The 22,511-nt window shown below is 46.3% G+C and carries 20 protein-coding genes; 10 read left to right on the top strand and 10 right to left on the bottom strand.

Annotated elements, in window-relative coordinates:
- Positions 1–99: 99 nt before the first annotated feature.
- The 3 genes from A28LD_RS02680 to glyQ form a co-directional block, all read right to left on the bottom strand.
- Positions 100–408: a hypothetical protein gene (locus A28LD_RS02680; protein WP_007419520.1), complete on the bottom strand. Its 309-nt coding sequence runs from the start codon at positions 406–408 to the stop codon at positions 100–102.
- Positions 409–594: 186 nt separating this feature from the next.
- Positions 595–2,664, bottom strand: coding sequence for a glycine--tRNA ligase subunit beta (gene glyS / locus A28LD_RS02675; RefSeq protein ID WP_007419519.1), 2,070 nt, complete (start codon positions 2,662–2,664; stop codon positions 595–597).
- A gap of 1 nt (position 2,665) precedes the next feature.
- A complete protein-coding gene (gene glyQ / locus A28LD_RS02670; protein ID WP_007419518.1) occupies positions 2,666–3,616 on the bottom strand; it encodes a glycine--tRNA ligase subunit alpha in 951 nt (316 codons plus the stop codon).
- 106 nt (positions 3,617–3,722) lie between these two features.
- On the opposite strand from glyQ, the gene A28LD_RS02665 reads away from it, so the two are divergent.
- From A28LD_RS02665 to A28LD_RS02655, 3 genes are all read left to right on the top strand, one after another.
- Positions 3,723–4,313 carry a DNA-3-methyladenine glycosylase I gene (locus A28LD_RS02665; RefSeq protein WP_007419517.1) on the top strand — a complete coding sequence of 197 codons (591 nt, stop codon included), beginning with the start codon at positions 3,723–3,725 and terminating at the stop codon, positions 4,311–4,313.
- Positions 4,314–4,388: 75 nt separating this feature from the next.
- Positions 4,389–5,627 (top strand): alpha/beta hydrolase, encoded by a 1,239-nt coding sequence (locus tag A28LD_RS02660; RefSeq protein ID WP_007419516.1) that lies wholly within the window; start codon positions 4,389–4,391, stop codon positions 5,625–5,627.
- A 210-nt stretch (positions 5,628–5,837) separates the two neighbouring features.
- Positions 5,838–6,320 carry a GNAT family N-acetyltransferase gene (locus tag A28LD_RS02655; protein ID WP_007419515.1) on the top strand — a complete coding sequence of 161 codons (483 nt, stop codon included), beginning with the start codon at positions 5,838–5,840 and terminating at the stop codon, positions 6,318–6,320.
- 92 nt (positions 6,321–6,412) lie between these two features.
- On the opposite strand, the gene tusA is transcribed toward A28LD_RS02655, so the two are convergent.
- From tusA to fadB, 3 genes are all read right to left on the bottom strand, one after another.
- Entirely contained in the window at positions 6,413–6,655 is a 243-nt protein-coding gene (tusA, locus tag A28LD_RS02650) for a sulfurtransferase TusA (RefSeq protein ID WP_007419514.1), read from the bottom strand.
- A gap of 159 nt (positions 6,656–6,814) precedes the next feature.
- The gene (gene fadA, locus A28LD_RS02645) at positions 6,815–7,978 is read right to left on the bottom strand and encodes an acetyl-CoA C-acyltransferase FadA (protein WP_007419513.1); all 1,164 of its coding nucleotides are present in this window, start codon (positions 7,976–7,978) and stop codon (positions 6,815–6,817) included.
- Positions 7,979–7,996: 18 nt separating this feature from the next.
- Positions 7,997–10,138, bottom strand: a complete 2,142-nt coding sequence (gene fadB, locus A28LD_RS02640; RefSeq protein ID WP_007419512.1) for a fatty acid oxidation complex subunit alpha FadB — start codon at positions 10,136–10,138, stop codon at positions 7,997–7,999.
- Between the two features lie 294 nt (positions 10,139–10,432).
- On the opposite strand from fadB, the gene A28LD_RS02635 reads away from it, so the two are divergent.
- Entirely contained in the window at positions 10,433–12,628 is a 2,196-nt protein-coding gene (locus A28LD_RS02635; protein ID WP_007419511.1) for a transglycosylase SLT domain-containing protein, read from the top strand.
- 48 nt (positions 12,629–12,676) lie between these two features.
- The gene (locus tag A28LD_RS02630; protein ID WP_007419510.1) at positions 12,677–14,176 is read left to right on the top strand and encodes a TrkH family potassium uptake protein; all 1,500 of its coding nucleotides are present in this window, start codon (positions 12,677–12,679) and stop codon (positions 14,174–14,176) included.
- Positions 14,177–14,220: 44 nt separating this feature from the next.
- Here the strand turns inward: A28LD_RS02630 and trkA are convergent, their stop codons facing one another.
- The 4 genes from trkA to def are packed head-to-tail and all read right to left on the bottom strand — an operon-like array spanning position 14,221 to position 18,488.
- Entirely contained in the window at positions 14,221–15,603 is a 1,383-nt protein-coding gene (trkA, locus tag A28LD_RS02625) for a Trk system potassium transporter TrkA (protein ID WP_007419509.1), read from the bottom strand.
- 13 nt (positions 15,604–15,616) lie between these two features.
- Positions 15,617–16,993, bottom strand: coding sequence for a 16S rRNA (cytosine(967)-C(5))-methyltransferase RsmB (rsmB, locus tag A28LD_RS02620; RefSeq protein WP_007419508.1), 1,377 nt, complete (start codon positions 16,991–16,993; stop codon positions 15,617–15,619).
- The gene (gene fmt / locus A28LD_RS02615; protein WP_007419507.1) at positions 16,990–17,964 is read right to left on the bottom strand and encodes a methionyl-tRNA formyltransferase; all 975 of its coding nucleotides are present in this window, start codon (positions 17,962–17,964) and stop codon (positions 16,990–16,992) included. Before fmt ends, rsmB begins: the two co-directional genes overlap by 4 nt.
- Before the next feature lie 11 nt (positions 17,965–17,975).
- The gene (def, locus tag A28LD_RS02610) at positions 17,976–18,488 is read right to left on the bottom strand and encodes a peptide deformylase (RefSeq protein WP_007419506.1); all 513 of its coding nucleotides are present in this window, start codon (positions 18,486–18,488) and stop codon (positions 17,976–17,978) included.
- Positions 18,489–18,636: 148 nt separating this feature from the next.
- On the opposite strand from def, the gene dprA reads away from it, so the two are divergent.
- Genes dprA through hemF form a run of 5 tightly spaced genes read left to right on the top strand, consistent with a single transcriptional unit; the run spans position 18,637 to position 22,412 of the window.
- On the top strand, positions 18,637–19,806 hold the full coding sequence (dprA, locus tag A28LD_RS02605) for a DNA-processing protein DprA (protein WP_007419505.1): 1,170 nt from the start codon (positions 18,637–18,639) through the stop codon (positions 19,804–19,806).
- Between the two features lie 5 nt (positions 19,807–19,811).
- The gene (locus A28LD_RS02600) at positions 19,812–20,288 is read left to right on the top strand and encodes a DUF494 family protein (RefSeq protein ID WP_007419504.1); all 477 of its coding nucleotides are present in this window, start codon (positions 19,812–19,814) and stop codon (positions 20,286–20,288) included.
- A 27-nt stretch (positions 20,289–20,315) separates the two neighbouring features.
- Positions 20,316–20,879 (top strand): DNA topoisomerase family protein, encoded by a 564-nt coding sequence (locus tag A28LD_RS02595; protein WP_007419503.1) that lies wholly within the window; start codon positions 20,316–20,318, stop codon positions 20,877–20,879.
- A 37-nt stretch (positions 20,880–20,916) separates the two neighbouring features.
- The gene (locus A28LD_RS02590) at positions 20,917–21,492 is read left to right on the top strand and encodes an L-threonylcarbamoyladenylate synthase (protein ID WP_007419502.1); all 576 of its coding nucleotides are present in this window, start codon (positions 20,917–20,919) and stop codon (positions 21,490–21,492) included.
- A complete protein-coding gene (gene hemF, locus A28LD_RS02585) occupies positions 21,489–22,412 on the top strand; it encodes an oxygen-dependent coproporphyrinogen oxidase (RefSeq protein ID WP_007419501.1) in 924 nt (307 codons plus the stop codon). Before A28LD_RS02590 ends, hemF begins: the two co-directional genes overlap by 4 nt.
- The last annotated feature ends 99 nt before the right edge of the window (positions 22,413–22,511 follow it).

Here is a 22,511-nt window from a genome sequence, read left to right as displayed (position 1 = left end):
CGATTAGCGAGCCTTGAAAGGACTTTGCAAGAATGAGTTGCATGGGTAATTGCTAATAATGAAATAGTAAATAAAAGCCTGATTAAAGCGAAAGCTAGCTCAGGCTTTTTTGTGCGTGCTATTTTTCTGTTGATTGCGAGCCATGTGAAAAACGACTAATGAAATAATGGAACCGGGCGCAGCTAAGAAGGCATATAACACGGTAGCCAAAGATGCTGAATCAGTATGTATTTCTGGCTCTGGTTGGCTGGAAAAAAATAGCTGATAGATCAAATTGAAAATGAATACTAGTAAGAACGGCGCAAGCCCTGCGGTGAGCAAACCTAGCGCGTAATGTTTTAATTCTCCGGCGTTAACACCCACCCAAATACACACAGAAAAAGCAAAAATATAAACAAGAAAGGCCATAGTTGGTGTACCTCAGTGATTGATCTGTAGTGAACGCTTCGGAATTTATACGTTACTGGTATGAATAAAGGATATAAAAAAAGTGCAGTTAGCGAAATAACTAACTGCATTCTTCTTTCTGGTTCTTCTAGTTCTTCTGTTTCTTCTGGCCTGCCGTTTCTCTGAATAAGGCTCTTAAGCCTTCTTCTATTGAAGCAACGAAATATCAGCCACCTTTAAGAACTCGTTACGTAACTCGTTTAAAAGCGCCAAACGGTTATTACGCACTTTCATATCATCAGCATTTACCATCACTGAATCAAAGAACGTATCCACAGGCTCGCGAAGTGTTGCTAAAGCACTCAAAGCAGCGCTGTAATCGCCGTTTGTAGCTGCCAAGCTAACCGTATCACGGATATCAGTTAAAGCGGCGTAGAGCGCTATTTCGGCATCTTCGGCGAGTAAGGTTTTATCTACTGAGCCAATATCCCCTTCGGCTTTTGCAAGAATGTTACTCACGCGTTTGTTGGCTGCTGCCAGTGCTTCGGCTTGCGGGTTCGCACGGAACTCGGCCACTGCTTTTACGCGGTTATCAAAATCGAGTGCAATAGTAGGGCGGCGAGCCAACACGGCCTGAATAACATCAACACTTATGTTCTGTTCTTGATACCAGGCGCGAAAACGGCCGAGGAGGAAATCAACAACTTGCTCGTTAACTTCACTCGGGTTCTTGATAATTGAACCGTAACTCTTAACTGCGATATCCACTAAACTTACTAAATCGAGTGCGAGTTTCTTCTCAACCAAGATACGAATCATGCCGATTGCAGCACGGCGTAAACCGAATGGGTCACGATCGCCTTTTGGTGTTTGGCCAATTCCAAATATGCCAACTAAGGTATCGAGCTTATCCGCCAAGGCAACTGCACAACCTTCAGGTGAATTAGGCAATTCATCACCTGCAAAGCGCGGGCGGTAATGCGCCTCGATGGCTTGTGCGGTAACTTCAGATTCACCGTCGTTGCGCGCGTAATGCATTCCCATTACGCCCTGAACTTCCGGGAACTCCATAACCATTCCGGAAACTAAATCGGCTTTAGCCAATAACCCGGCGCGAGCCGCTGATTTTGAATCCGCACCTAAGGCATCAGCGATGGAGCCAGCATTTGCTTCAATACGCCGGGCTTTATCACCTACACTACCGAGCTCTTTTTGGAACAAAACAGAATCGAGTTTAGCTAAACGGTCCGCTAATTTAGTTTTCTTATCAGTATCAAAGAAGAACTGGGCATCAGCGAGGCGAGGGCGAATAACTTTTTCATTCCCGGAAACCACTTGAGCTGAATCTTTGCTTTGAATGTTCGTGATAAAAATAAAGCGCGGAAGTAAGTTACCGTTGCTATCGATAAGCGGAAAATAGCGTTGGTCATCTTTCATGGTGTATATCAAAGCTTCTTTAGGAACTGATAAAAAGGCTTCACTAAAGCCCGCTACGAGAGCCACCGGAAATTCAACTAATGAGGCTACTTCATCGATAAGATCTTCATCCCACACTGGAATGCCATTTTCCGCAGCTGCAAGATCGATAACTGCCTGTTGTATCGTTTCGCGCCGTTCCGCGAAATCTGCAATTACCCAGCCTTCTCTTAAGGTTTCGGCATATTCACTGGCGTGGTTAACGGTTAAATCGTCTGGGTGATGAAAACGATGCCCGGTCACCTTATTGTTGCTTGTAATACCAAACAGGTTTGCAGGCAAAACATCGCCGCCGAGCAAAACTGTAAGGCGATGAAGAGGGCGTATAAAGTGATAATCACCTGAGCCCCAACGCATGGTTTTCGGAATCGGAAGTTGTTTCGCGGCCACTTCCAACATGCCTTGTACTAATTCGCTTAATTGCTTGCCTGGCACAGTGGCGTTATACATCAACCATTCGCCCTTATCTGTTTTCAGGCGATCGGCTTGGTCTACGGTAATGCCCATACCACGCGCCCAGCCCTGCGCTGCTTTTGTGGCGTTGCCTTCGGCATCAAACGCGGCTGCAACTGCCGGGCCGCGTTTTTCCACAACCTCGTCGGCTTGAGCCGTTTCAACATTGCTTACCAGAACGGCAAGGCGGCGCGGAGAAGCAAACGAACGCACGGTAGCGAAGCTTAAACGCGCTTCTTCCAATTGGCTAACAATGCTGTTGCTGAAGCTTTCACTCAAGCTCTTCAATGATTTTGGTGGCAGCTCTTCGGTGCCAAGCTCGATCAGTAAATCGTTTTTCTGATGCATGCTATGTTCCTTTTTTGCTGCTTTGGTATTGTGCTATCGCTGCTTTAGCAAGCTCTGGCTCAGCCAGTGGAAAGCCCAGTTCTGCGCGAGTAGCGTAGTAAACTTCGGCACATGCTTTGGCCATTGTGCGCACCCGCAAGATATAGCGCTGGCGTTCAGTTACCGATATTGCTTGGCGTGCATCTAACAAGTTGAACGCATGCGAGGCGCGCATTACTTGTTCGTATGCGGGAAGCGCTAAGCCATTTGCAATTAACAACTCGCATTCTTTTTCGCAAGAATCAAAGCGGCTAAATAGCACCTGTACGTCTGCATATTGGAAGTTGTAAGTCGATTGCTCAACTTCGTTTTGATGAAATACATCGCGATAGTATATGGTTCCGCGCGGGCCGGTTGTCCAAACGAGATCGTAAATGCTATCAACACCCTGAATGTACATTGCGAGCCGTTCGAGCCCATAAGTGATTTCACCGGAAACCGGCTTGCATTCAATGCCACCCACTTGCTGGAAATACGTGAATTGGGTTACTTCCATTCCGTTAAGCCAAACTTCCCAACCTAAACCCCAAGCACCAAGTGTTGGCGATTCCCAGTTATCTTCTACGAAGCGAATATCATGTACTAACGGATCGAAGCCCAGTAGCTTTAACGACCCTAAGTAAAGCTCTTGAATATCGGAGGGCGAAGGCTTCATGATCACTTGGAATTGATAATAGTGTTGCAAGCGATTTGGATTCTCACCGTAGCGGCCATCAGTAGGGCGGCGGCACGGTTGTACATAAGCAAAGCTTGCTGGCTCTGGGCCAAGCGAACGCAAGAATGTCATTGGGTGGAATGTGCCAGCGCCAACTTCCATATCGAGTGGCTGCACAATAGCGCAACCTTGTTGGGCCCAATAATCTTGCAAGGCAAGAATAAGGCCTTGAAACGTTTTTACATCAAATTTTTCCATGGGATTTCCACTTAATTCGGCCGAATGTACGCTAACTCTATTTCTAGCGATGTGGGTTTATGTGATTATACCCTGAGCAAACCACCAATTTATAGGGAGAAACGCTATGGATCGAAGCAAATCGCAAATTAATCGCTGCCCTTGGTGTGGTAATGCCGAAGATTACCAAGAATACCACGATAAAGTGTGGGGTAAGCCTGTATACAACAGCCATGAACTCTTTGCCAAGCTTTGCCTTGATGGCCAACAAGCCGGGTTGAGTTGGATTACCATTTTACGGAAGCAGGCAGGCTACGAGCAAGCGTTCCTCAATCTTAATCCAGAAGCATTAAGTGACATAAAAGGCGATAAACGGCTGCGCTTTATCGAAACCCAAATGCAGAACAAAGATATTGTTCGTAACCGACTAAAAATTGAATCAATATTCCGCAACGCTGATGGATATATGAGTTTGGTGGATCAAGAAAAGGACTTCAGCGAGTTTCTCTGGAGTTTTGTCGGCGGTGAACCGATTATAAATTCTCCGGAAAAATTTACCGATGTACCAACCAGCACAACAGAATCAGAAGCGATGTCGAAGGCACTAAAGAAAGCGGGATTTAATTTTGTTGGGCCCACGATAGTGTATGCATTTATGCAGGCGGTTGGGATGGTTAACGACCATCTGGTTGATTGTGATTTCCGTAATGTGAAATAGTGTTCCATGTGGAACATGCTCAATATGTTAGTTTCGATTATGGGAGATTAACAATTTGAATAGGGAACATTCGTAATGAAAAAATATGGTTCTATAGATCGAGCGTTAACGCTGGTAATAACGGTAATACTATTAAGCGGATGCACTGGTATAGTTGAAAAACGTATTTTGACCACCACCCCTGTAGTAACAGGATTGGGCGATTTAAATGCATATTATTCAGCAAACCGATTTGAATTTTGCTCAACGAGCTTCAGTTCAGTGAATAGCGCAAAGCCACAAGGATGTTTAACCTACTATGATTTAGCCGATTTCAAAGTGGAGCATGACGGTGAACTCATAAATATTACCGAGCAAAATTTTACCTTTACGAACACAAGTAGCCAAACTGATTCTGCAAGTAATGTGGGCAATCAAACCAACAACGAAGAAGAGCTAACTAGCAAAAACAAAGCCAATTTTTCCCTAAATGAGCGCATAGAATTTAAGTTCCCAGAGCTTGCAGATAATGCGCCTATTGCGGTTATTTCACCGGGGTATGGATTGCAAGCAACGCAGACCATTTCACCTTGGGCAACATGGTTCCGCCACATGGGGATTCAACCAATTGTGTTGCCGGGCCCTACAGAATACCAGCCAATGCAATTTGGCTTGAATCATGCCGCTATTGTTGCCGAATTATTGAAATCTGAATATCCTGATCGGCCCATTATTTTGTTGGGCTTTTCCATGGGGGTGTTATCAGCAACGGAAATCGAAAGAGAACTCATAGAAGCCGATATTCAGCCGGCGGCTTTGATGCTTGTAGCACCGATGAATAACTTTCGTGAACATGCCACAAGTGTTTTTTCGCAGGTGAAAGCACAAGATTGGCGTGTACGTTGGTTTATTTCTGATGAGCGATTTTCAACTGCGCTGGAACGAGTTATTGTAGCAAGCGAAGTAAATGAGCAAGCACTCGATTTTTATAAACGCATATCCGAGGCTTCAACGCCTATGGTTATAGCGGCTTCAGAAGTAGATGATATTGTAGATTATGAAAAACTCCGAGCAGGCTTCAATCTGAAGGAAGAGGAACGGGTGCAGCTTTCGCCATATCCAGATCATCCAGAATTTCTTGTTTCGCTTGAGCCTTTCACCGATATTGAGGCGCAGCTTATAACGGTGCCGCGCCTCAATCATGTAGGTATGTATCTATTGTTGCGGGCTCTAAGAACGCCCTTACAAGAATGGCTATCTACGCACGTAGAGCTTACGTTCGCGCCAGAGCCCGAGTATCCCAAACACAGCGAAGGCGAGACCGAAGCCTTGTAATAGGCCATTGATCGGCCTATGCACTATGAACGTTTGGCTAATTCAAGCTCATTTCGCCGTTGTTTTAGTCGTTCTCCGAGAGTCATTTTGTTATCCTCATATTATTAATATTATCCGCATCGGTTGTGCAGCCCGATTTCCATTGCGGTGAGGGTATTCTTCTTCATGCATTGTGGCATAAGAAGATGAATAAAAGGGAATATATAAGAAATGTTACGAATAGAAGCAGTTAATTACGAAAACTCGGAACATGCGGCGGCATTAATTGAGCTGTTGGATCATTATGCTCAAGACCCGATGGGGGGTGGTGAAGCACTTCCGGCAGCCACTAAAGCGCAGCTTATTTCTGAGATGGCCGCTCGGCCGACCGTGTATAGCTTTATTGCTTGGCACGAAACAGATGGACCTGTGGGTTTAATCAATTGTGTTGAGGGTTTTTCAACCTTTGCTGCGAAGCCAGTATGCAACTTGCATGATATTGCGGTTCGTGATGGCTATCGGGGGCAGAATATTGGCCAGAAGCTTATTGCTGCTGCAGCCGAAAAAGCAAAGCAGCGGGGTTGTGTGAAGTTAACCCTAGAAGTACTTAGCGGCAACGAACCAGCTCGCTTAGCCTATTTGAAGTTTGGTTTTAAACCTTATCAGCTGGATCCTGAAATGGGCCAAGCTGAATTTTGGGAGTTTAAGCTTTAAGTTAAGATCAAGCTCTCGCTAAGGTAAGAGCCGGTTCAACCGGCCGCTATTTGTTCCACATAGAACATAGGTGTTCCACATGGAACATAAGATCACAAGCCTTTCTGAACTAGATATCGGTAGGGCATTTCATCAATTTGTTGGGCTAACAACTGATGATCCATAAAACGACAGAACGATGGTATATCGCGAGTTGTTGCAGGATCATCGGCTAAAACTAGAAGTGTTTCACCGTTTTCCATCTGCCGAATCTTGCCGCGAATCAACATCACTGGCTCTGGGCAACGTAAGCCTTGTGTATCCAGCTGATAATCAGCGTTACTGAACGGCGCCATGATCTACCTCTATAATTCAAAACCCGAAACGAACAACAATATGGGTAGTATAGGCTTAAGCAACCCATAAAAAAATCCCGCCAGGGCAAAAAGCATGGCGGGATTTTTATTATGTATATCGTTTATCGATATACAGATTTTCAGCTCGCTATATAAGCGTTAAACACGCTCGTAAATGGTAGCGATACCTTGGCCCAAGCCGATACACATGGTAGCTAAACCAAGCGTTGCATCTTTTTGTTCCATCAGGTTAATTAAGCTTGTGCTGATGCGTGCGCCCGAACACCCTAGAGGATGGCCAAGTGCAATAGCACCACCGTGCAAGTTAACCTGTGTATCCATCTTATCTTCCATCTTCAAGCCACGCATTACTGCAAGTGCTTGTGCAGCAAAGGCTTCGTTCAGCTCGAATAAATCGATATCTGCTAAGCTTAAGCCAGCGCGTTTAAGCGCTTTTTCAGTAGCAGGAACTGGGCCGTAACCCATGATAGAAGGATCGCAGCCGGCAATTGCCATGGAACGAATACGAACGCGCGGGGTTAAACCGAGCTGCTTCGCACGCTCTGCTGACATAATCAAGGTTGCCGCCGCACCATCTGAAATAGCAGATGAAGTACCAGCTGTTACCGTACCATTTGCCGGATCAAACACTGGGCGTAAGCCAGCAAGGGCTTCTTCAGTTGTTTCTGGGCGAATTACTTCATCGTGCTTAAAGCGTTTCAATACACCATGCTCATCGTGGCCGTTGATAGCATATATTTCGTTATCAAACTCACCATTCAAGGTTGCTTCATGAGCTAAACGATGTGAGCGGGCACCAAAGGAATCTTGTTGTTCACGAGTAATGCCAAACTTCTTACCCAAAAGCTCAGCGGTTAAGCCCATAGAGCCAGCTGCTTTTGCTACCGACATATTCAAGCCTGGGTGGAAATCAACACCGTGCATCATGGGCACGTGGCCCATGTGCTCAACGCCACCGGCGATAAAGATATCACCATTGCCAGTTTGAATGGCACGCGTTGCATCGTGAATAGCCTGCATAGAAGAGCCACACAAGCGGTTTACGGTAACCGCACCTACCTGATGTGGAATGCCAGCAAGCAGGGCGCTGTTGCGCGCTACGTTGAAGCCTTGTTCTAGAGTTTGTTGTACACAGCCCCAGTAAATATCTTCCAATTCGTTTGGATCAACATTTGGGTTGCGTGCTAATAAACCTTTCATCAATTCTGCTGATAAATCTTCAGCCCGCACATTGCGGAATGCACCGCCTTTTGAACGGCCCATTGGGGTACGAATTGCATCTACAATAACGACGTCTTTCATAACATTCTCCGTTCGTGGTTAGCTTTTAAAATAAGTGCCGCCGGTTTTCGCTTTCTCGCGTAAACCATCAGTTACTTGATAAATTTCACCGAGATCTGCGTACTTATCGGCTAACTCAACAAATTTCTCTAAACCTAGTGTTTCTAAATAACGGAACGCACCACCGCGGAATGGAGGGAAACCTAAACCGTAGATTAAAGCGATATCTGCTTCTTCCGCAGAATCAACAATGCCTTCTTCTACGCAGCGCACCATTTCGTTAACCATTGGAATCATGCAGCGTGCAATAATTTCTTCTTTCTCGGCACTAGCCGATTTCTTGCCAATGATGTCGTATACATCTGGGTTTACCACTTTCTGTGGGCGCCCACGTTTATCTACGCTGTACTCGTAGAAGCCTTTGCCATTTTTCTGGCCATAACGCTCTGCAGCTGCCAATTTCGCAATCGCACCGTTATCATCGCGAGCCATACGTGTTGGGAAGCCTTCAGCCATTACGTTGGTGGCGTGATCGGCAGTATCCATACCCACAACATCACATAAATATGCAGGGCCCATTGGCCAGCCAAATTCTTTTTCCATTACTTTATCGATACCTGTGAAATCGATATCGTCGTCGAGCAATTTACTGAAGCCAGCAAAGTAAGGGAATAATACGCGGTTAACTAAGAAGCCCGGGCAATCGTTTACCACAATTGCGGTTTTGCCCATTTGCAATGCATAAGCCGTTACGGCTGCAATGGTTTCATCAGAAGTGTGCTTACCACGAATGATTTCTACCAACGGCATTTTGTGCACTGGGTTAAAGAAGTGCATGCCACAGAAGCGGCTTGGATCTTCTAGGCTTTCGGCTAACTTATCGATAGAAATGGTAGAAGTGTTCGATGTGATAATTGCATCTTTAGCCACTACTTTTTCTACTTCAGCGAGCACCGAAGCTTTAATTTTTGGATTCTCTACAACCGCTTCTACAATAATATCTACATCAGCCAGTTCGCTGTTGTTCAGTGTAGGGGTGATTGAGGTGAGGGTTTTTGCAACAAGTTTCTGGCTAATCTTGCCACGCTCAAGCGCTTTACCAAGAATCTTTGAGGCTTCGTTCAAGCCTAAATCAAGCGCATCACGGCGAATATCTTTCATTACTACCGGAACGCCACGCGAGGCTGATTGGTAAGCAATACCGCCACCCATGATACCGGCGCCTAAAACACCGGCACGGCTAATTTTCTTCGTGGCTGATTTTGCTACTTTCTTGCTCTTACCTTTAACGAGCTGATCAGCAAGGAAAATACCAACTTGAGCTCGGGCAGCATCGGTTTGCGTTAACTTAACGAATAACTCATTCTCAATGTTAAGCGCAGCTTCACGGCCTTCACCAGCACCACGCTCAACAACTTCTAAAGCAGCATGTGGTGAAGGGTAATGCTTACCAGCTTTCGCCCAAATCATGCCTTTAGCGGTGCTAAACGACATTAATTTTTCGGTATCATTTGCTTTCAATGCTTCAAGTTTCGGTTGACGCTTCGCTTTCCAATCGAGCTCGCCGGCGATGGCATCACGCAACATGCTTAATGCACCTTCTTTTAAGCGATCACTACTCGTTACTGCATCAACTAAACCTACCGCAAGCGCTTTTTCAGGCTTATGGTTCATACCGGTAGTAATGGCTTCTAATGCGTTATCAGGGCCAATAACTCTCGGTAAACGCACAGTACCGCCAAAACCCGGAATTAATCCGAGTTTTACTTCCGGTAAACCAATAACTGCAGTTTCATCAACAATACGGTAATCACAGGCTAAAATAGCTTCACAGCCACCGCCTAATGCAAAACCATTTACTGCCGCAATACTTGGTACCGGTAAATCTTCGAGCTTATCAAATACGCGGGAAGCCTTATGAACCCATGTTTTAGTTTTTTCTAAATCAGCAAATAGGGTGAGGAATTCGGTGATATCGGCACCAACAATAAATGTTGGCTTGGCACTACGCACCAATACACCACGCAAATCATTGTTGCCGGTTAGCGCATCGAGCGCTTCGCTGAATTCGGTTAATGTTTTTTCATCAAATTTGTTGACTGAACCCGGGGCATCGAAGGTAATTTCGGCAATGCCTGGTTCGATAAAATCAACGTGAAGGTTATCACCTTTGTAGATCATCTTTGGTCTCCCGACTAGTGAGCAGAGTAAATCTCTACTAACACTCAAGTGGCTACTTGCGTGCTACAATTCTTATGTAGTGTATTGCATAGTTTCTTTGGCAAAATTAATCAGCTTTCGTTCCAAACGAAAGGTTTTCACCTTAGATTAACTATTACACGTAAATATTATATCTGCGATGGTTACAATGAACGTACACAAGAGTATGGTAAAAAATTCGCGACTAATCATCCCACAACCGCAACGAAAATTAAACACCCGTTTGAAAGTAACCTGCGAGTAAATTAGGAAGTAATGGCAAACAGAAGCTTTATAGAGAGGAAATGGAAGGGCGCATCACTTTTTGGCGTCTTTACAGCCAGTGTTTTTGCGATGCAAGCTGCTTCGGCAAGCGCCTTTGAAATTGCCGTGGATGAAGGCTTGCCTTGGATTCCGCTTGAGCAAGTACAAAAAGATAATGCCGAACCGAAGTTTCCAAGTTTGCGAACAGGGCCGGTATCAGCACTGTTGGGCTTAGTGCAAGAACAAGACAATCCGGAAGTTAATTCGGCTGAGCTAGAATCGGGTATGCAGCTATTGGTGAAACCTTGGGGTATTTTAGTGGATGCGAAGCTCGAAGCGCAACGCCAAGCATTTCTTGATATCGACGCGATGATAAACCGGCGGGAGTTCACAAAAGCGCAAGAGGCGATGCTCGAAATTACTGATTACCCGTTATTCCCTTATCTTGAAGGCGCATTACTCGAAAACAATATTCGCATGGCGAACGAAGCGGTTATTACTGAATTCCTTGCGGAGCATGGAGGATTACCTGTTGCGCGTTCACTGCGCACTAACTGGCTGCAATTATTGCGTGGCAACAATGATGCCGAGCGTTTTTTACGTGATTACCAACCGCAATCCTCGTTAGTTTTGCAATGCCAAGCACTGCGCTATCGGTATCGCCAATTGGAAACACAATCGTTAGATGAACAAAGCCTATTTTGGCAAGATGTTACTCGCTTTTGGACCCACGGTGAGAGCTTGCCTTCGGCTTGTGATAGTCTTTTTAGAATTTGGGCCGATGCAGGCTATAGAACGGAAGAGGTAGTGTGGCAGCGTATTCAAATGGCGCAGAATGCGCAGCAAAACTCATTAGTGCGCTATCTGAGCCGTTTTTTATCGGAAGAAAAACAAGATTTGCTCAGTTTGCAGCGCAGAGTTCGCGCAAATGCACGAGTAATACAGCGCTTTCATGAGTTTAGTGAACAGCATGAGCTTATTCAAAGTATGGTGCTCGATGCACTTTCGCGCCTGCGTTGGAATGATCACTGGGGCACGATAAACGCTTGGGAACATTATCAAACCATACATTCATTTAGCGCCGCTCAAACTCAAGCAATGAATGCTGATATTGCTGTTACGCTCGCATTACGGGGTGAACCCGAGGCTATAGAATGGTTCCAGCGGCTGCCTATTGCGGCGATGTCGAATTCTGTTCGGCAGTGGTATTTAGCCAGCTTATTGCAGCAAAAGCGTTTTGATTTGATTAATGAATTTGTATTAGCTTTACCAAGTGCTGCACAACAAGAGCCACAGTGGTTGTATTGGCGAGGAAGAGCCTTAGCTGAATTAGGCCTGTTGGAAGATTCTACTGAGTTATTGGTAAATGCAGCACAAAGCCGCAATTATTATGGTTTTATGGCGAGCGCGAGAATGTCGTTACCGGCGAACTTGCAGAATGAAAGCACTACGTTAGTGGTGGCAAAATTACGCGAAATAAGCCTGCGGGGCGAGGCTATGCGAGCTCGGGAACTATTACATCATGGGCGGCTGCTGGATGCGCGGCGAGAATGGAATGTTTTGCGTGCTCGCGCACCTGCTGATGAACAAGTATTAATTGCTGTGTTAGCTTCGGAATGGGGTTGGCACGATCAAGCTATTTTCGGCTTAGCCGGCACTTCTGGTGTGAATGATGTAATGCGTAGGTTTCCACTTGCTTTTGCACCCTTGTTACTTGGGCAATCGGAATCAGCAAATATCGATCCAGCATGGGCGTTTGCTATTGCGCGCCGAGAAAGCTCGTTTCAGCCCGATGCGGTTTCTCCTGTGGGCGCGCGAGGCTTGATGCAAGTAATGCCAGCAACCGCTGATTATATTAATCGGCGAAGCCCATCTTCTGCTAGTTCCAGAGGCGGCCGCTTTAGGCTTGATGTGCCCGAAGATAACGTAAGAATGGGTACGCAGTATTTAGCTGAATTGCATCATCGTTTCGATGGTAATTGGCTACTCGCAACGGCAGCTTACAACGCAGGTAGCAACCGAGTTCGAGAATGGATACCCGGAGAGCCAATGCCTGCTGATTTATGGATAGAATTGATTCCGTACCAAGAAACGCGCGATTATGTAAAAGCGGTGCTTGCGTATCAGCAAATTTATGCCATGTTGCTGGGAAATAATGCTAATGTATTACGGCCTTTAGTGCGCATGCAGGTAAGCACTAGCGGCTAAAGCTAACATCAAAACTAATAATAACTTCAGCCGAAGAAAGGGCTTTTCATGCAAGTACGCACAATTCTGCGGATCCTTGGCCTACTTATCGCTATTTTTAGCGTTACTTTATTGCCTCCGGCAGCGTTAGCCTATTTCTATGAAGATGGTGGCGGCTGGGCGTTTTTGCTCGCTTTTCTATTAAGCCTCACAATTGGCATATTAGTTTGGTACCCAAACCGTGATAAACGGCAGGAACTGAAAACCCGTGAAGGCTTTGTTATTGTTGTTATGTTTTGGGTGGTTTTGGGCTCGGTAGGTGCAATTCCATTCTGGATGCCAGATGCCTATTCGTTAAGCTTCACCGATTCAATGTTTGAATCGTTCTCCGCATTAACCACTACAGGCGCAACGGTACTTACCGGTATCGATGAATTACCCCACGCATATCGTTTTTACCGCCAACAACTGCAATGGCTAGGTGGTATGGGGATTATCGTATTAGCGGTGGCAATATTGCCTTTGTTGGGTATTGGTGGCATTCAGCTCTATCGCGCTGAAATGCCAGGGCCAATGAAAGATTCCAAAATGACCCCGCGCATTGCTGATACAGCCAAGCAGTTATGGTTTATCTATCTAGGAATCACCATTGCCTGTGCGCTTGCATATTGGGCAGCAGGCATGACTCCGTTTAATGCTATTGGCCATGCGTTTTCTACCGTAGCTATCGGCGGCTTTTCAACACACGATGCCAGTATGGGTTACTACGATAACCCGGTAATTCATATGATCTGTGTGTTGTTTTTGCTCATTGCTGCGGTTAATTTCGCCCTTCATTTCGCGGCTTTTCCGCGCATGTATAGCCGCCGAGTAGATGGTAAGAACCGCCGAGATTGGACTAGAGGTTCATTACTTACTTATAGTAAAGATCCAGAATTTCGAGCCTTGATGGGAATTCAGTTTGTTTTAATGGCAATCGTTGTTATCACGCTATTAAGCCAGCGCTGGCACGCGGATTGGACAGATTCACTATTCCACGGTATTTTTCAAGCAGTATCTATTGCGACTACGGCAGGTTTTACTACCGAAAGCTATATAACCTGGCCATTGTTTTTGCCTGTGTTGTTGATTTTCGCCAGCTTCATTGGCGGCAGCGCGGGCTCAACGGGTGGTGGTTTAAAAGTAATTCGGGTGCTATTGCTATACCGCCAAGGTAAGCGTGAAATTGATAGATTGATACATCCGAAAGGGGTGTTTACCGTAAAGTGGGGCGATAAAGCCTTGCCAGATCGGGTGGTGCAGGCGGTGTGGGGGTTCTTTGCAACCTATGCTTTGTTGTTTGTAATCATTATGCTTTTATTTATAGCTACTGGCCTTGATGATTACTCCGCCTTTGGCGCTACGGCAGCTACATTAAATAACTTAGGCCCAGGCCTTGGCGAGGTAGCATCTAATTTCACCACCGTATCCGATGCAGGCAAATGGATAGCTATTCTTTCCATGCTGTTCGGGCGATTGGAGATTTTCACGCTACTGGTGTTATTCACCCCGGCATTTTGGAAACACTAATGGGTTTGGATTAGTGTTTCCACGGAGTTGCAAGAATTAAGTATCTAAAAATATAGCGCGCCAGGCGCAAATAACCGTTCAATTTCACTCACATATTTCTTATCAACCAAGAATAAAATAACGTGATCATCGGCTTGAATTAGTGTGTCATCGTGGGCAATTAATACCTCGGAACCACGCACTACGGCACCAATGGTAGTGCCCGGCGGCAGTTTTAATTCACCCACTTCACGGCCTACTACTTGCGAGGTTTTTTCATCGCCACGAGCAACGGCTTCAATAGCTTCGGCTGCGCCACGGCGAAGGGAGTAGGCACTGGCAAAATCAGAACGATGTATATGCTTAAGTAGAGCCGATATAGTGGCTTGCTGCGGCGATATCGCAACATCAATCTCGCCACCTTGCACTAAATCAACGTAAGCGCTGCGTTGAATCAACACCATGGTTTTCTTGGCGCCCATACGCTTCGCTAATAGCGCGGCCATGATATTGGCTTCATCATCATTGGTTACCGCAATAAAGGCATCAATTTCTTCGATACGTTCTTCACTGAGCATTACCTGATCGGTGGCATCACCATGCAACACTAAGGTTTTCGAGCTCAATTCGGCACTGAGTTGTTCAGCTCGCGCTAGGCCAAGTTCAATAATTTTAATTTTGTGGCTTTCTTCAAGTTGCCGAGCTAAACCCGAACCAATGTGGCCACCACCCATAATCATAATGTTTTTGTAACGGGCTTCTAAAGGTTGTAGCTCTTGCATAACAGCTCGAATATCTTTGGTATCGGCTACAAAAAACACTTCATCGTCGGCTTCGATAATGGTGCTGCCGAGTGGACGAATGGCACGATTTTGCCGGAATATTGCTGCTACACGAGTATCGATATTTGGTATATGTTTTCGCAAAGCAGCAATGGCATGGCCTACAAGCTTACCGCCATATGAGGCCTTTACCGCTACTAAACTTACTTTACCTTCGGCAAACTCAATCACCTGTAACGCGCCGGGATAATCAATTAGGCGTTTTATGTAAGTGGTTACTAACTGTTCTGGCGATATGATGTGGTCTACCGGGAGTTGCTCTTTGCGAAACAGTTGATCATGGTATTTAGTATATTGCTCGGAGCGCACTCGCGCGATTTTCATTGGGGTATTAAAAATACTATGCGCTACTTGGCACGAGAGCATGTTTACTTCATCTAGGCTACTTACCGCAATGAGCATATCGGCATCATCAGCACCGGCGGAGCGCAACACATCGGGGTGTGCGCCATTGCCCTGAATTACGCGTAAATCATGCTTATCTTGCAGTTGCTCTAACAGCACCCGATTTTGATCTACCACGGTAACTTCATTGCGTTCGCTCACCAAGCTTTCGGCAAGTGTGGCCCCAACGCGGCCCGCTCCCACAATAATTACTTTTTTCATGTTCTTGGCCTAATTATTTGCGCTTTTGGAGTAAGAAATAGAAAAAGCCATCGCCACCTTCAGTGCTCCCAGTGCTTCCAGTGCTTTTAGTATCTGCAGCGCCTGGCAATAGCTGCCAACCAGCACTTGCTGAGTTATCTAGGGCCTCCGCACCGCCCACTGTATCTTTTTCAATCGGGATTGCAATCGCCTCTGCATCATCAACTGTAGCTAGAAATGATTGAATTTGCAGTATGTTTTCTTCTGGCAGCACTGAACAGGTTGCGTATAGTAAACGGCCGCCGGGTTTCAATAGCTGCCATTGAGCGCTAAGAATGCGGCTTTGAAGCTCAACGAGGGCATCAATATCATCTGCTCGGCGCAGCCATTTTATATCTGGATGACGGCGAATAACCCCAGTTGCGGAGCAGGGGGCATCGAGTAGAATACGATCGAATAATTGGCCATCCCACCATTCTTCTGGATTGGCAGCATCACCGCAAATAACCTCTGCTCGCACGCGCATACGTGTAAGATTTTCATGCACTCGTTGCAGGCGGCTAGCATCGAAATCAATTGCGGTTACTTGTATATCGGCGGTGTGTTCGAGCAAATGTACGGTTTTTCCGCCGGGAGCTGCGCATGCATCTAGTACACGCATGCCCGGTTCTGCGGCTAAGATATGGGCGGCAAATTGTGCCGAACGATCCTGCACCGAAACGTGGCCTTCAGCAAAGCCCGGAAGTTGAGTTACATCTATGCCTTGAGCGAGCTGAATGGCGGAATATTTATCGGCATATGCTTCGATGCCTGCGGCTTTGAGTTTTGCCAGATACTCAGCGGGAGAATGGTGCTGTGTGTTTACTCGAAGCCACAAAGGCGGCGCTATATTATTCGCTTCGCAAATGGCTGGCCACAGCTGGGGGTAGGCGTTTTGTAATCGCTTTAAAAGCCAACCCGGATGGTTATAAGCTAATGCCGGCGTTTGCGCGCTAAGCTGGGCAAGTTGTGTTTCCAGAGCTTCTTGCTGGCGCTGATAAGATCGTAGAACGGCATTTACCATGCCCTTCAGGTTCTTCTGCCGAACCGCAATGCAGGCTTCTACGGTTTCAGCAATAGCGGCGTGAGCAGGAACGCGCATATCGCGAAGCTGACACAAGCCAACTAATAATAGGTAATGAACGATACGAACTTTGCTTTTTAGCGGCTTTTCAATCAGTTGAGCAATAAGCCACTCATAGCTTGGTAACTGGCGTAGTACTTGATAGCAGATAGCTTGTGCAAAAGCACGAGTGTTGGCTTCTAAATGTTCGGTTTCATTCGGAATTGCTTGGCTTAATGAGCGGCCGTGTTGCAATACTTGCTGCAATATTTTCGCTGCAGCCGCGCGCGAAGCGGCCGCACTATTCACGAATTGCTCCGATCATGGCTCGCGCCAGCAAGTTGCGTTCCGGGCAGAAACCAATCACGCCGAGCATTAAGTAAATCGGCTATGAGCATTGGTTTTTTACCGGCGAGCTGCAATTCTAATAACCGCAGGGTATCTTCACCGCAGGCGATATCAATACCGGTTTTATCGGCTTGAATAATGCTGCCAGGAGCCTTTGCCGGTGCGCCTTTAATAACTTGGGCACGCCATACTTTTATTGGTTGATCAGGATGCTGTGGGTGGTGGAAAACACTGCCAGGCCAAGGGTTAAACGCCCGTACACAGCGCTCAATAAAGGCCGCAGGCTGATGCCAATCAATTTCGCCCTCTTCTTTGCTTAGTTTCGCCGCATAAGTTGCTTTCACTGATTCTTGTGGTACCGCGCGAGCATCGCCAGTGTTCATGTTGCGTAAGGTTTCAACTAAAGCTAACGGGCCAAGCTTTGCAAGCTTTTCGTATAGGGACGCAGAGGTATCGGTAGGCTCTATTTGTAACCACGATTTCGCAAGCATTGGGCCGGTATCCAAGCCTACATCCATTTGCATAATGGTAACGCCGGTTTCATTATCGCCCGCCCAAATTGCCCGTTGAATAGGAGCTGCACCACGCCAGCGAGGTAATAGCGAACCGTGAACATTAACACAACCTAAGCGCGGAATAGCTAACGCGGCTGGCGGTAAAATAAGGCCATAAGCCACTACCACCATTACATCAGCTTGCCAGGATGCCAGTTCAGCTTGCGCCTCAGCAGTTTTCAAACTGCTCGGTTGAGCAACCGGCAAATTATGTTCCACGGCAAGCTGTTTAACCGCACTAGCCTGTAGTTTTTTACCTCGGCCAGCGGGGCGGTCGGGTTGTGTGTATACCGCTACAACATCTAAATCATGGGCTTCTAGCAACGCCTGTAAATGGCGAGCTGCGAAATCCGGAGTTCCTGCAAAAATTATCCGCACTCAGGTGTTCCTTAGGCTTGTTTTGCTTCTAAACGTGCTTCTTTTTCCAATTTTTTCCGAATGCGATCGCGTTTAAGAGGCGAAAGGTAATCAACAAACAGTTTACCGTTCAAGTGATCAATTTCATGCTGGATGCAGATGGCTAAAAGGCCTTCAGCTTCACGCTCAAAAATTTCGCCTTCGCGATCTAGCGCGCGAACCTTGATTTTGCCAGCACGTTCAACTTTTGCGTATACATTTGGAAAACTTAAACAGCCTTCTTCATTTTCGTAAATGCCATCGCGTTCAGTGATTACCGGATTAATAAATACCAGTGGTTCGTTGCCTTTTTCGCTGCAATCAGCAATGAATAACCGTTTGTGTACATTCACTTGTGTGGCGGCTAAACCTACGCCTTCCGAGCTATACATGGTTTCGAACATATCATCGATTACTTGGCGCAATGCATCATCTACGCTTTCTATCGGTTTCGCTACCGTGCGTAAACGTTCATCTGGGTACTTTAATATTGTCATTTCTGCCATAGGTAAAACTCTTTTGCAGTTGAATTCAGTGATATTACTAATTTTAACGGGAAGATCGCTGAATTGACAGGGTTTGTGTTGCTTCATTCTGTTCTCTTTCTATATTGCCAATATGGAGATTAAATTTGCTGAAAACAAGGATGAATAGATGCAAACAAGCGATTGGAATCATCGAGAATTAACCCTTTGGTTGGCTGTGCAGCGCGCCCCCGAAAAATTAAAGCGAGAATTACGCGAGTTTTGGCAAACCAGCGGGGAGTTTGAAATACCAGCGCAAATTGAAAAACAACTCCCAGAATTGCCTCGTGGCCTTGTAGAGCGAACTTATCAGTGGCTGCATTCGGATCGTAAACACTTCCTGTTGCACTGTTTAGATAGCGAGTTTCCAGAAGCCTTGAAAGAGATATATCGAGCCCCCATATTACTTTTTGGAATTGGTGATAAAACACTTTTGCAGTACCCGTTGCTAGCTGTGATTGGAAGCCGCAAAGCGTCGCCTTTGGCGTTAAGTTTAACGGAACAAATGGTTGTTGAACTTTGCCAACAAGGCTGGGGCATTGTTAGCGGTATGGCATTGGGTATTGATGGCTTAGCGCACCGAACCGCGCTCGCACAAGGTATGCCAACCATTGCAGTTTTAGGTTGTGGTATCGATTTAGTGTATCCGCCGCGAAATCGGCAATTGCGCAATGATATTGCGGCTGCAGGAATCGTGTTGAGCGAGTATGCACCCGGCACACCGGCGAAAACTGAACATTTTCCGGCTAGAAACCGTATAATTAGTGGTATTAGCTTAGGCGTTTTAGTAGCTGAAGCTACTTTGAAAAGCGGATCGTTGATTACAGCGCGTTATGCAGTAGAACAGGGCCGAGAAGTTTTTGCTATTCCCGGGCCAGTGCCGCACCCAGGCAGCGAAGGCTGCCACTTGTTGATTCAGCAAGGTGCAAAGCTAGTAACCCGCAGCGAAGATATTCTGGCGGAGCTGCCAGCTCAAGCGGATTTATTCGCGGCCGATAAAGCTATAGAGAGCAGAAAAGCGAAACCGGCAGAGATTGCTTTTAAACATGAAGAGCCGAATAAAATAAGCAATTCTGGATTAACTTCGGGAATTGCTGGAAAGAATTCTACGAAAATTCCATTAAACGTATTGGCAAACGAACGTTTATTGGCTAACGTGGGATTTGAAACAACTTCATTTGATTGGTTATTAAGCCAGAGTGAAGATTCTGTTTCAGTAGTTGTGAACCAGCTCATCAGTCTAGAGTTGGATGGATGGATTAAGACAGTACCTGGCGGTTACGTCAGGGTGAGGAGGTAAGAGCCGTGTTTGATATCCTCATGTACTTGTTTGAGAACTACGTCCATTCGGAAATGGAAGTGGTAGTGGACCACGATGAACTGACTGACGAGCTTACCCGCGCGGGTTTCCATGAACAGGAAATCGGCAAGGCACTCGCTTGGTTAGAACGTTTGGCCGACTTGCAGGATAGTAAAGACCACCCGTACTTAGTGCAATCTGCGCCTGCGGCATCTTTCCGTGCGTATACGCCGGAAGAGCAAGCACGCTTGGATATGCAATCGCGTGGCTTTCTACTCTACTTAGAACAAATTGGGGTTCTCGATTTTACCACTCGTGAAATGGTGATAGATCGGGTTATGGAACTTGATACGCCGCAATTCCTACTGGAAGATTTGAAGTGGGTTATTTTGATGGTGTTGTTTAACGTTCCTGGCCACGAAGATGCCTATAGCCAAATGGAAGAGTTGTTGTTCGAGGAGCCGCAGGGGCTAATGCATTAAGAATGCATAGAAACCATTGAGGCGAGAATGACATCATCCGAACTTTTTAACTCGCCAGAGCGAAGCGATGTGCGAGCAGAGCCTTGTCCGCGCTGTAATAGCGCGGTAAAGCTCAAACATATCGGCACCAACTCGTTTTGGGGCTGCAGCAGTTACCCTCAATGTGATTACACGCAATCGTTGCATGAAGCCGGTGATTTTGAACCGCAATCACTACCCGGTGAAGAGTGCCCCGATTGTGGTGCTGGCTTATTATTAAAAAAAGGCCGCTATGGCTTGTTTATTGGTTGTAGTGCCTTTCCTACATGTCATTTCATGCTCGATCCAACGGCAGATAAAACGCCGAGTAACGAGAGTATCACCTGCCCAGAATGTAAAAAAGGCCATCTGCAAACACGAACCAATCGTTACGGTAAGCAGTTTCATGCCTGTGATCGGTACCCAAAATGTAAATATGCATTGAATGAAGAACCGGTAGCCGAAGCTTGCCCCGATTGTGGCTGGAGTATTTTGGTGAAGCGAGATTCCGCCGCAGGCGTGCGCCTGCGTTGCCCGCAAAAACAATGCGAATACAAATCAGAGCCGATATAATGCGGAAAATTAAATTCATGGTTACGGAATAACTGCTTTGAACGAAGAATCGAAAAATATTGCCGATCCTTTTGTCGGTGCGAAAGCTGCATTGGCAAATCACGGTTTGTTAGCTTACCCAACAGAAGCGGTATTCGGATTAGGCTGCGCGCCATACGATGAGGTAGCAGTGCGTAAGTTGTTGGCTTTAAAACAACGGCCTGAGCATAAAGGCCTGATTTTAATCGCTGCTGATTACAGCCAACTACTCGATTATGTAGATGATAAAAAAATACCCCAAGATAAGCGGTTTACCGTGTTGCAGCATTGGCCGGGCCCCATTACATTGGTGCTACCTGCGCGGCCGGAAGTTCCTCGTTATTTGAAAGGTGATTTCGATACCATAGCAGTGCGCGTTACAGCCTTCGAGCCTGCCCGGCAGTTATGCAAAGCACTGGGAACGCCTTTGGTATCCACCAGTGCGAATCGATCTGGCCAAGAACCATTCGTTACCGCTGAGGCGGTTTATCAAGAATTTGGCGGTGAAATTGATTGGATCATGGCCGGTGCAACAGGTGGCCGCGAAACCCCAAGTAAAATTCTTAATCCATTAACGCAAGAGGTATTGCGGTGAAGGAACATCATTATCTAGAACAGGTAAAAACCTATCTCCAGCAGCTTCAAAATAGTATTTGTGGAAGCCTTGAAGGTGCTGATGGCGAAGCTCGGTTTATGGAAGATAGCTGGGTACGTGAACAGGGTGGCGGTGGCCGTTCTCGGGTAATGAAAAATGGTGCAGTAATCGAGCAGGGTGGCGTGAATTATTCGCATGTTTTTGGTGAAGCTATGCCAGCCTCTGCTACTGCACATCGCCCGGAATTAGCAGGCCGTAGCTTCAATGCCTGTGGTGTTTCCTTGGTGATACATCCACATAATCCAAATATTCCTACATCACATGCTAACGTGCGTTTTTTTATTGCTGAAAAGCCGGGTGAAGACCCTGTTTGGTGGTTTGGTGGCGGCTTTGATCTCACACCGTTTTATCCGGCAGAAGAAGATGTAGAGCATTGGCACAAAACGGCGCGTGCTGCTTGCGCTCCGTTTGGTGAGCACTATTATCAAGAATATAAAGAATGGTGTGATAAATATTTCTTTTTACCGCATCGAAATGAAACCCGGGGCGTGGGTGGGCTATTCTTTGATGATTTAAATACAAATACCAATGGCGAACTTGATTTTGAACACGCATTTGGCCTTATGCAATCGATTGGAAATCATTTTATACCTGCATACGTGCCGATTATTGAACGCCGAAAAGATACGCCATTTACTGAACAACAGCGGCAATTTCAGTTATATCGCCGTGGCCGCTATGTAGAGTTTAACCTTGTTTACGATCGCGGCACTTTGTTTGGCTTACAAACCGGCGGGCGTACAGAATCGATTTTGATGTCGATGCCGCCGTTGGCGCGTTGGGAATATATGTACGAAGCGCCCGAGGGCAGCGAAGAAGCGCGGTTACAAGAATTTTTAAAGCCTCGGGAATGGTTGTAGCTATTAACACGGTTCTGAATAGTGAACATTAGCCCGTTAATCCCTGAATAGGATGATCAATTATCAGCGAACACTTGTCAGCACAGAGTTTTGATATTA

It is taken from the genome of Idiomarina sp. A28L (assembly GCF_000218785.1).
Lineage (GTDB): Bacteria > Pseudomonadota > Gammaproteobacteria > Enterobacterales > Alteromonadaceae > Aliidiomarina.
The sequence above is the reverse complement of the archived record's forward strand: the minus strand, read 5'-3'. Positions and strand labels throughout refer to the sequence as shown.

What these genes read in the sequence shown, in the direction of transcription:
- A28LD_RS02595 (WP_007419503.1), top strand. Translation starts at nt 20,316, where the DNA reads ATGACATCATCCGAACTTTTTAACTCGCCAGAGCGAAGCGATGTGCGA.
- A28LD_RS02680 (WP_007419520.1), bottom strand. Translation starts at nt 408, where the DNA reads ATGGCCTTTCTTGTTTATATTTTTGCTTTTTCTGTGTGTATTTGGGTG.
- glyQ (WP_007419518.1), bottom strand. Translation starts at nt 3,616, where the DNA reads ATGGAAAAATTTGATGTAAAAACGTTTCAAGGCCTTATTCTTGCCTTG.
- A28LD_RS02630 (WP_007419510.1), top strand. Translation starts at nt 12,677, where the DNA reads ATGCAAGTACGCACAATTCTGCGGATCCTTGGCCTACTTATCGCTATT.
- trkA (WP_007419509.1), bottom strand. Translation starts at nt 15,603, where the DNA reads ATGAAAAAAGTAATTATTGTGGGAGCGGGCCGCGTTGGGGCCACACTT.
- fadB (WP_007419512.1), bottom strand. Translation starts at nt 10,138, where the DNA reads ATGATCTACAAAGGTGATAACCTTCACGTTGATTTTATCGAACCAGGC.
- A28LD_RS02655 (WP_007419515.1), top strand. Translation starts at nt 5,838, where the DNA reads ATGTTACGAATAGAAGCAGTTAATTACGAAAACTCGGAACATGCGGCG.
- def (WP_007419506.1), bottom strand. Translation starts at nt 18,488, where the DNA reads ATGGCAGAAATGACAATATTAAAGTACCCAGATGAACGTTTACGCACG.
- glyS (WP_007419519.1), bottom strand. Translation starts at nt 2,664, where the DNA reads ATGCATCAGAAAAACGATTTACTGATCGAGCTTGGCACCGAAGAGCTG.
- dprA (WP_007419505.1), top strand. Translation starts at nt 18,637, where the DNA reads ATGCAAACAAGCGATTGGAATCATCGAGAATTAACCCTTTGGTTGGCT.
- A28LD_RS02635 (WP_007419511.1), top strand. Translation starts at nt 10,433, where the DNA reads ATGGCAAACAGAAGCTTTATAGAGAGGAAATGGAAGGGCGCATCACTT.
- tusA (WP_007419514.1), bottom strand. Translation starts at nt 6,655, where the DNA reads ATGGCGCCGTTCAGTAACGCTGATTATCAGCTGGATACACAAGGCTTA.
- A28LD_RS02660 (WP_007419516.1), top strand. Translation starts at nt 4,389, where the DNA reads ATGAAAAAATATGGTTCTATAGATCGAGCGTTAACGCTGGTAATAACG.
- fadA (WP_007419513.1), bottom strand. Translation starts at nt 7,978, where the DNA reads ATGAAAGACGTCGTTATTGTAGATGCAATTCGTACCCCAATGGGCCGT.
- A28LD_RS02665 (WP_007419517.1), top strand. Translation starts at nt 3,723, where the DNA reads ATGGATCGAAGCAAATCGCAAATTAATCGCTGCCCTTGGTGTGGTAAT.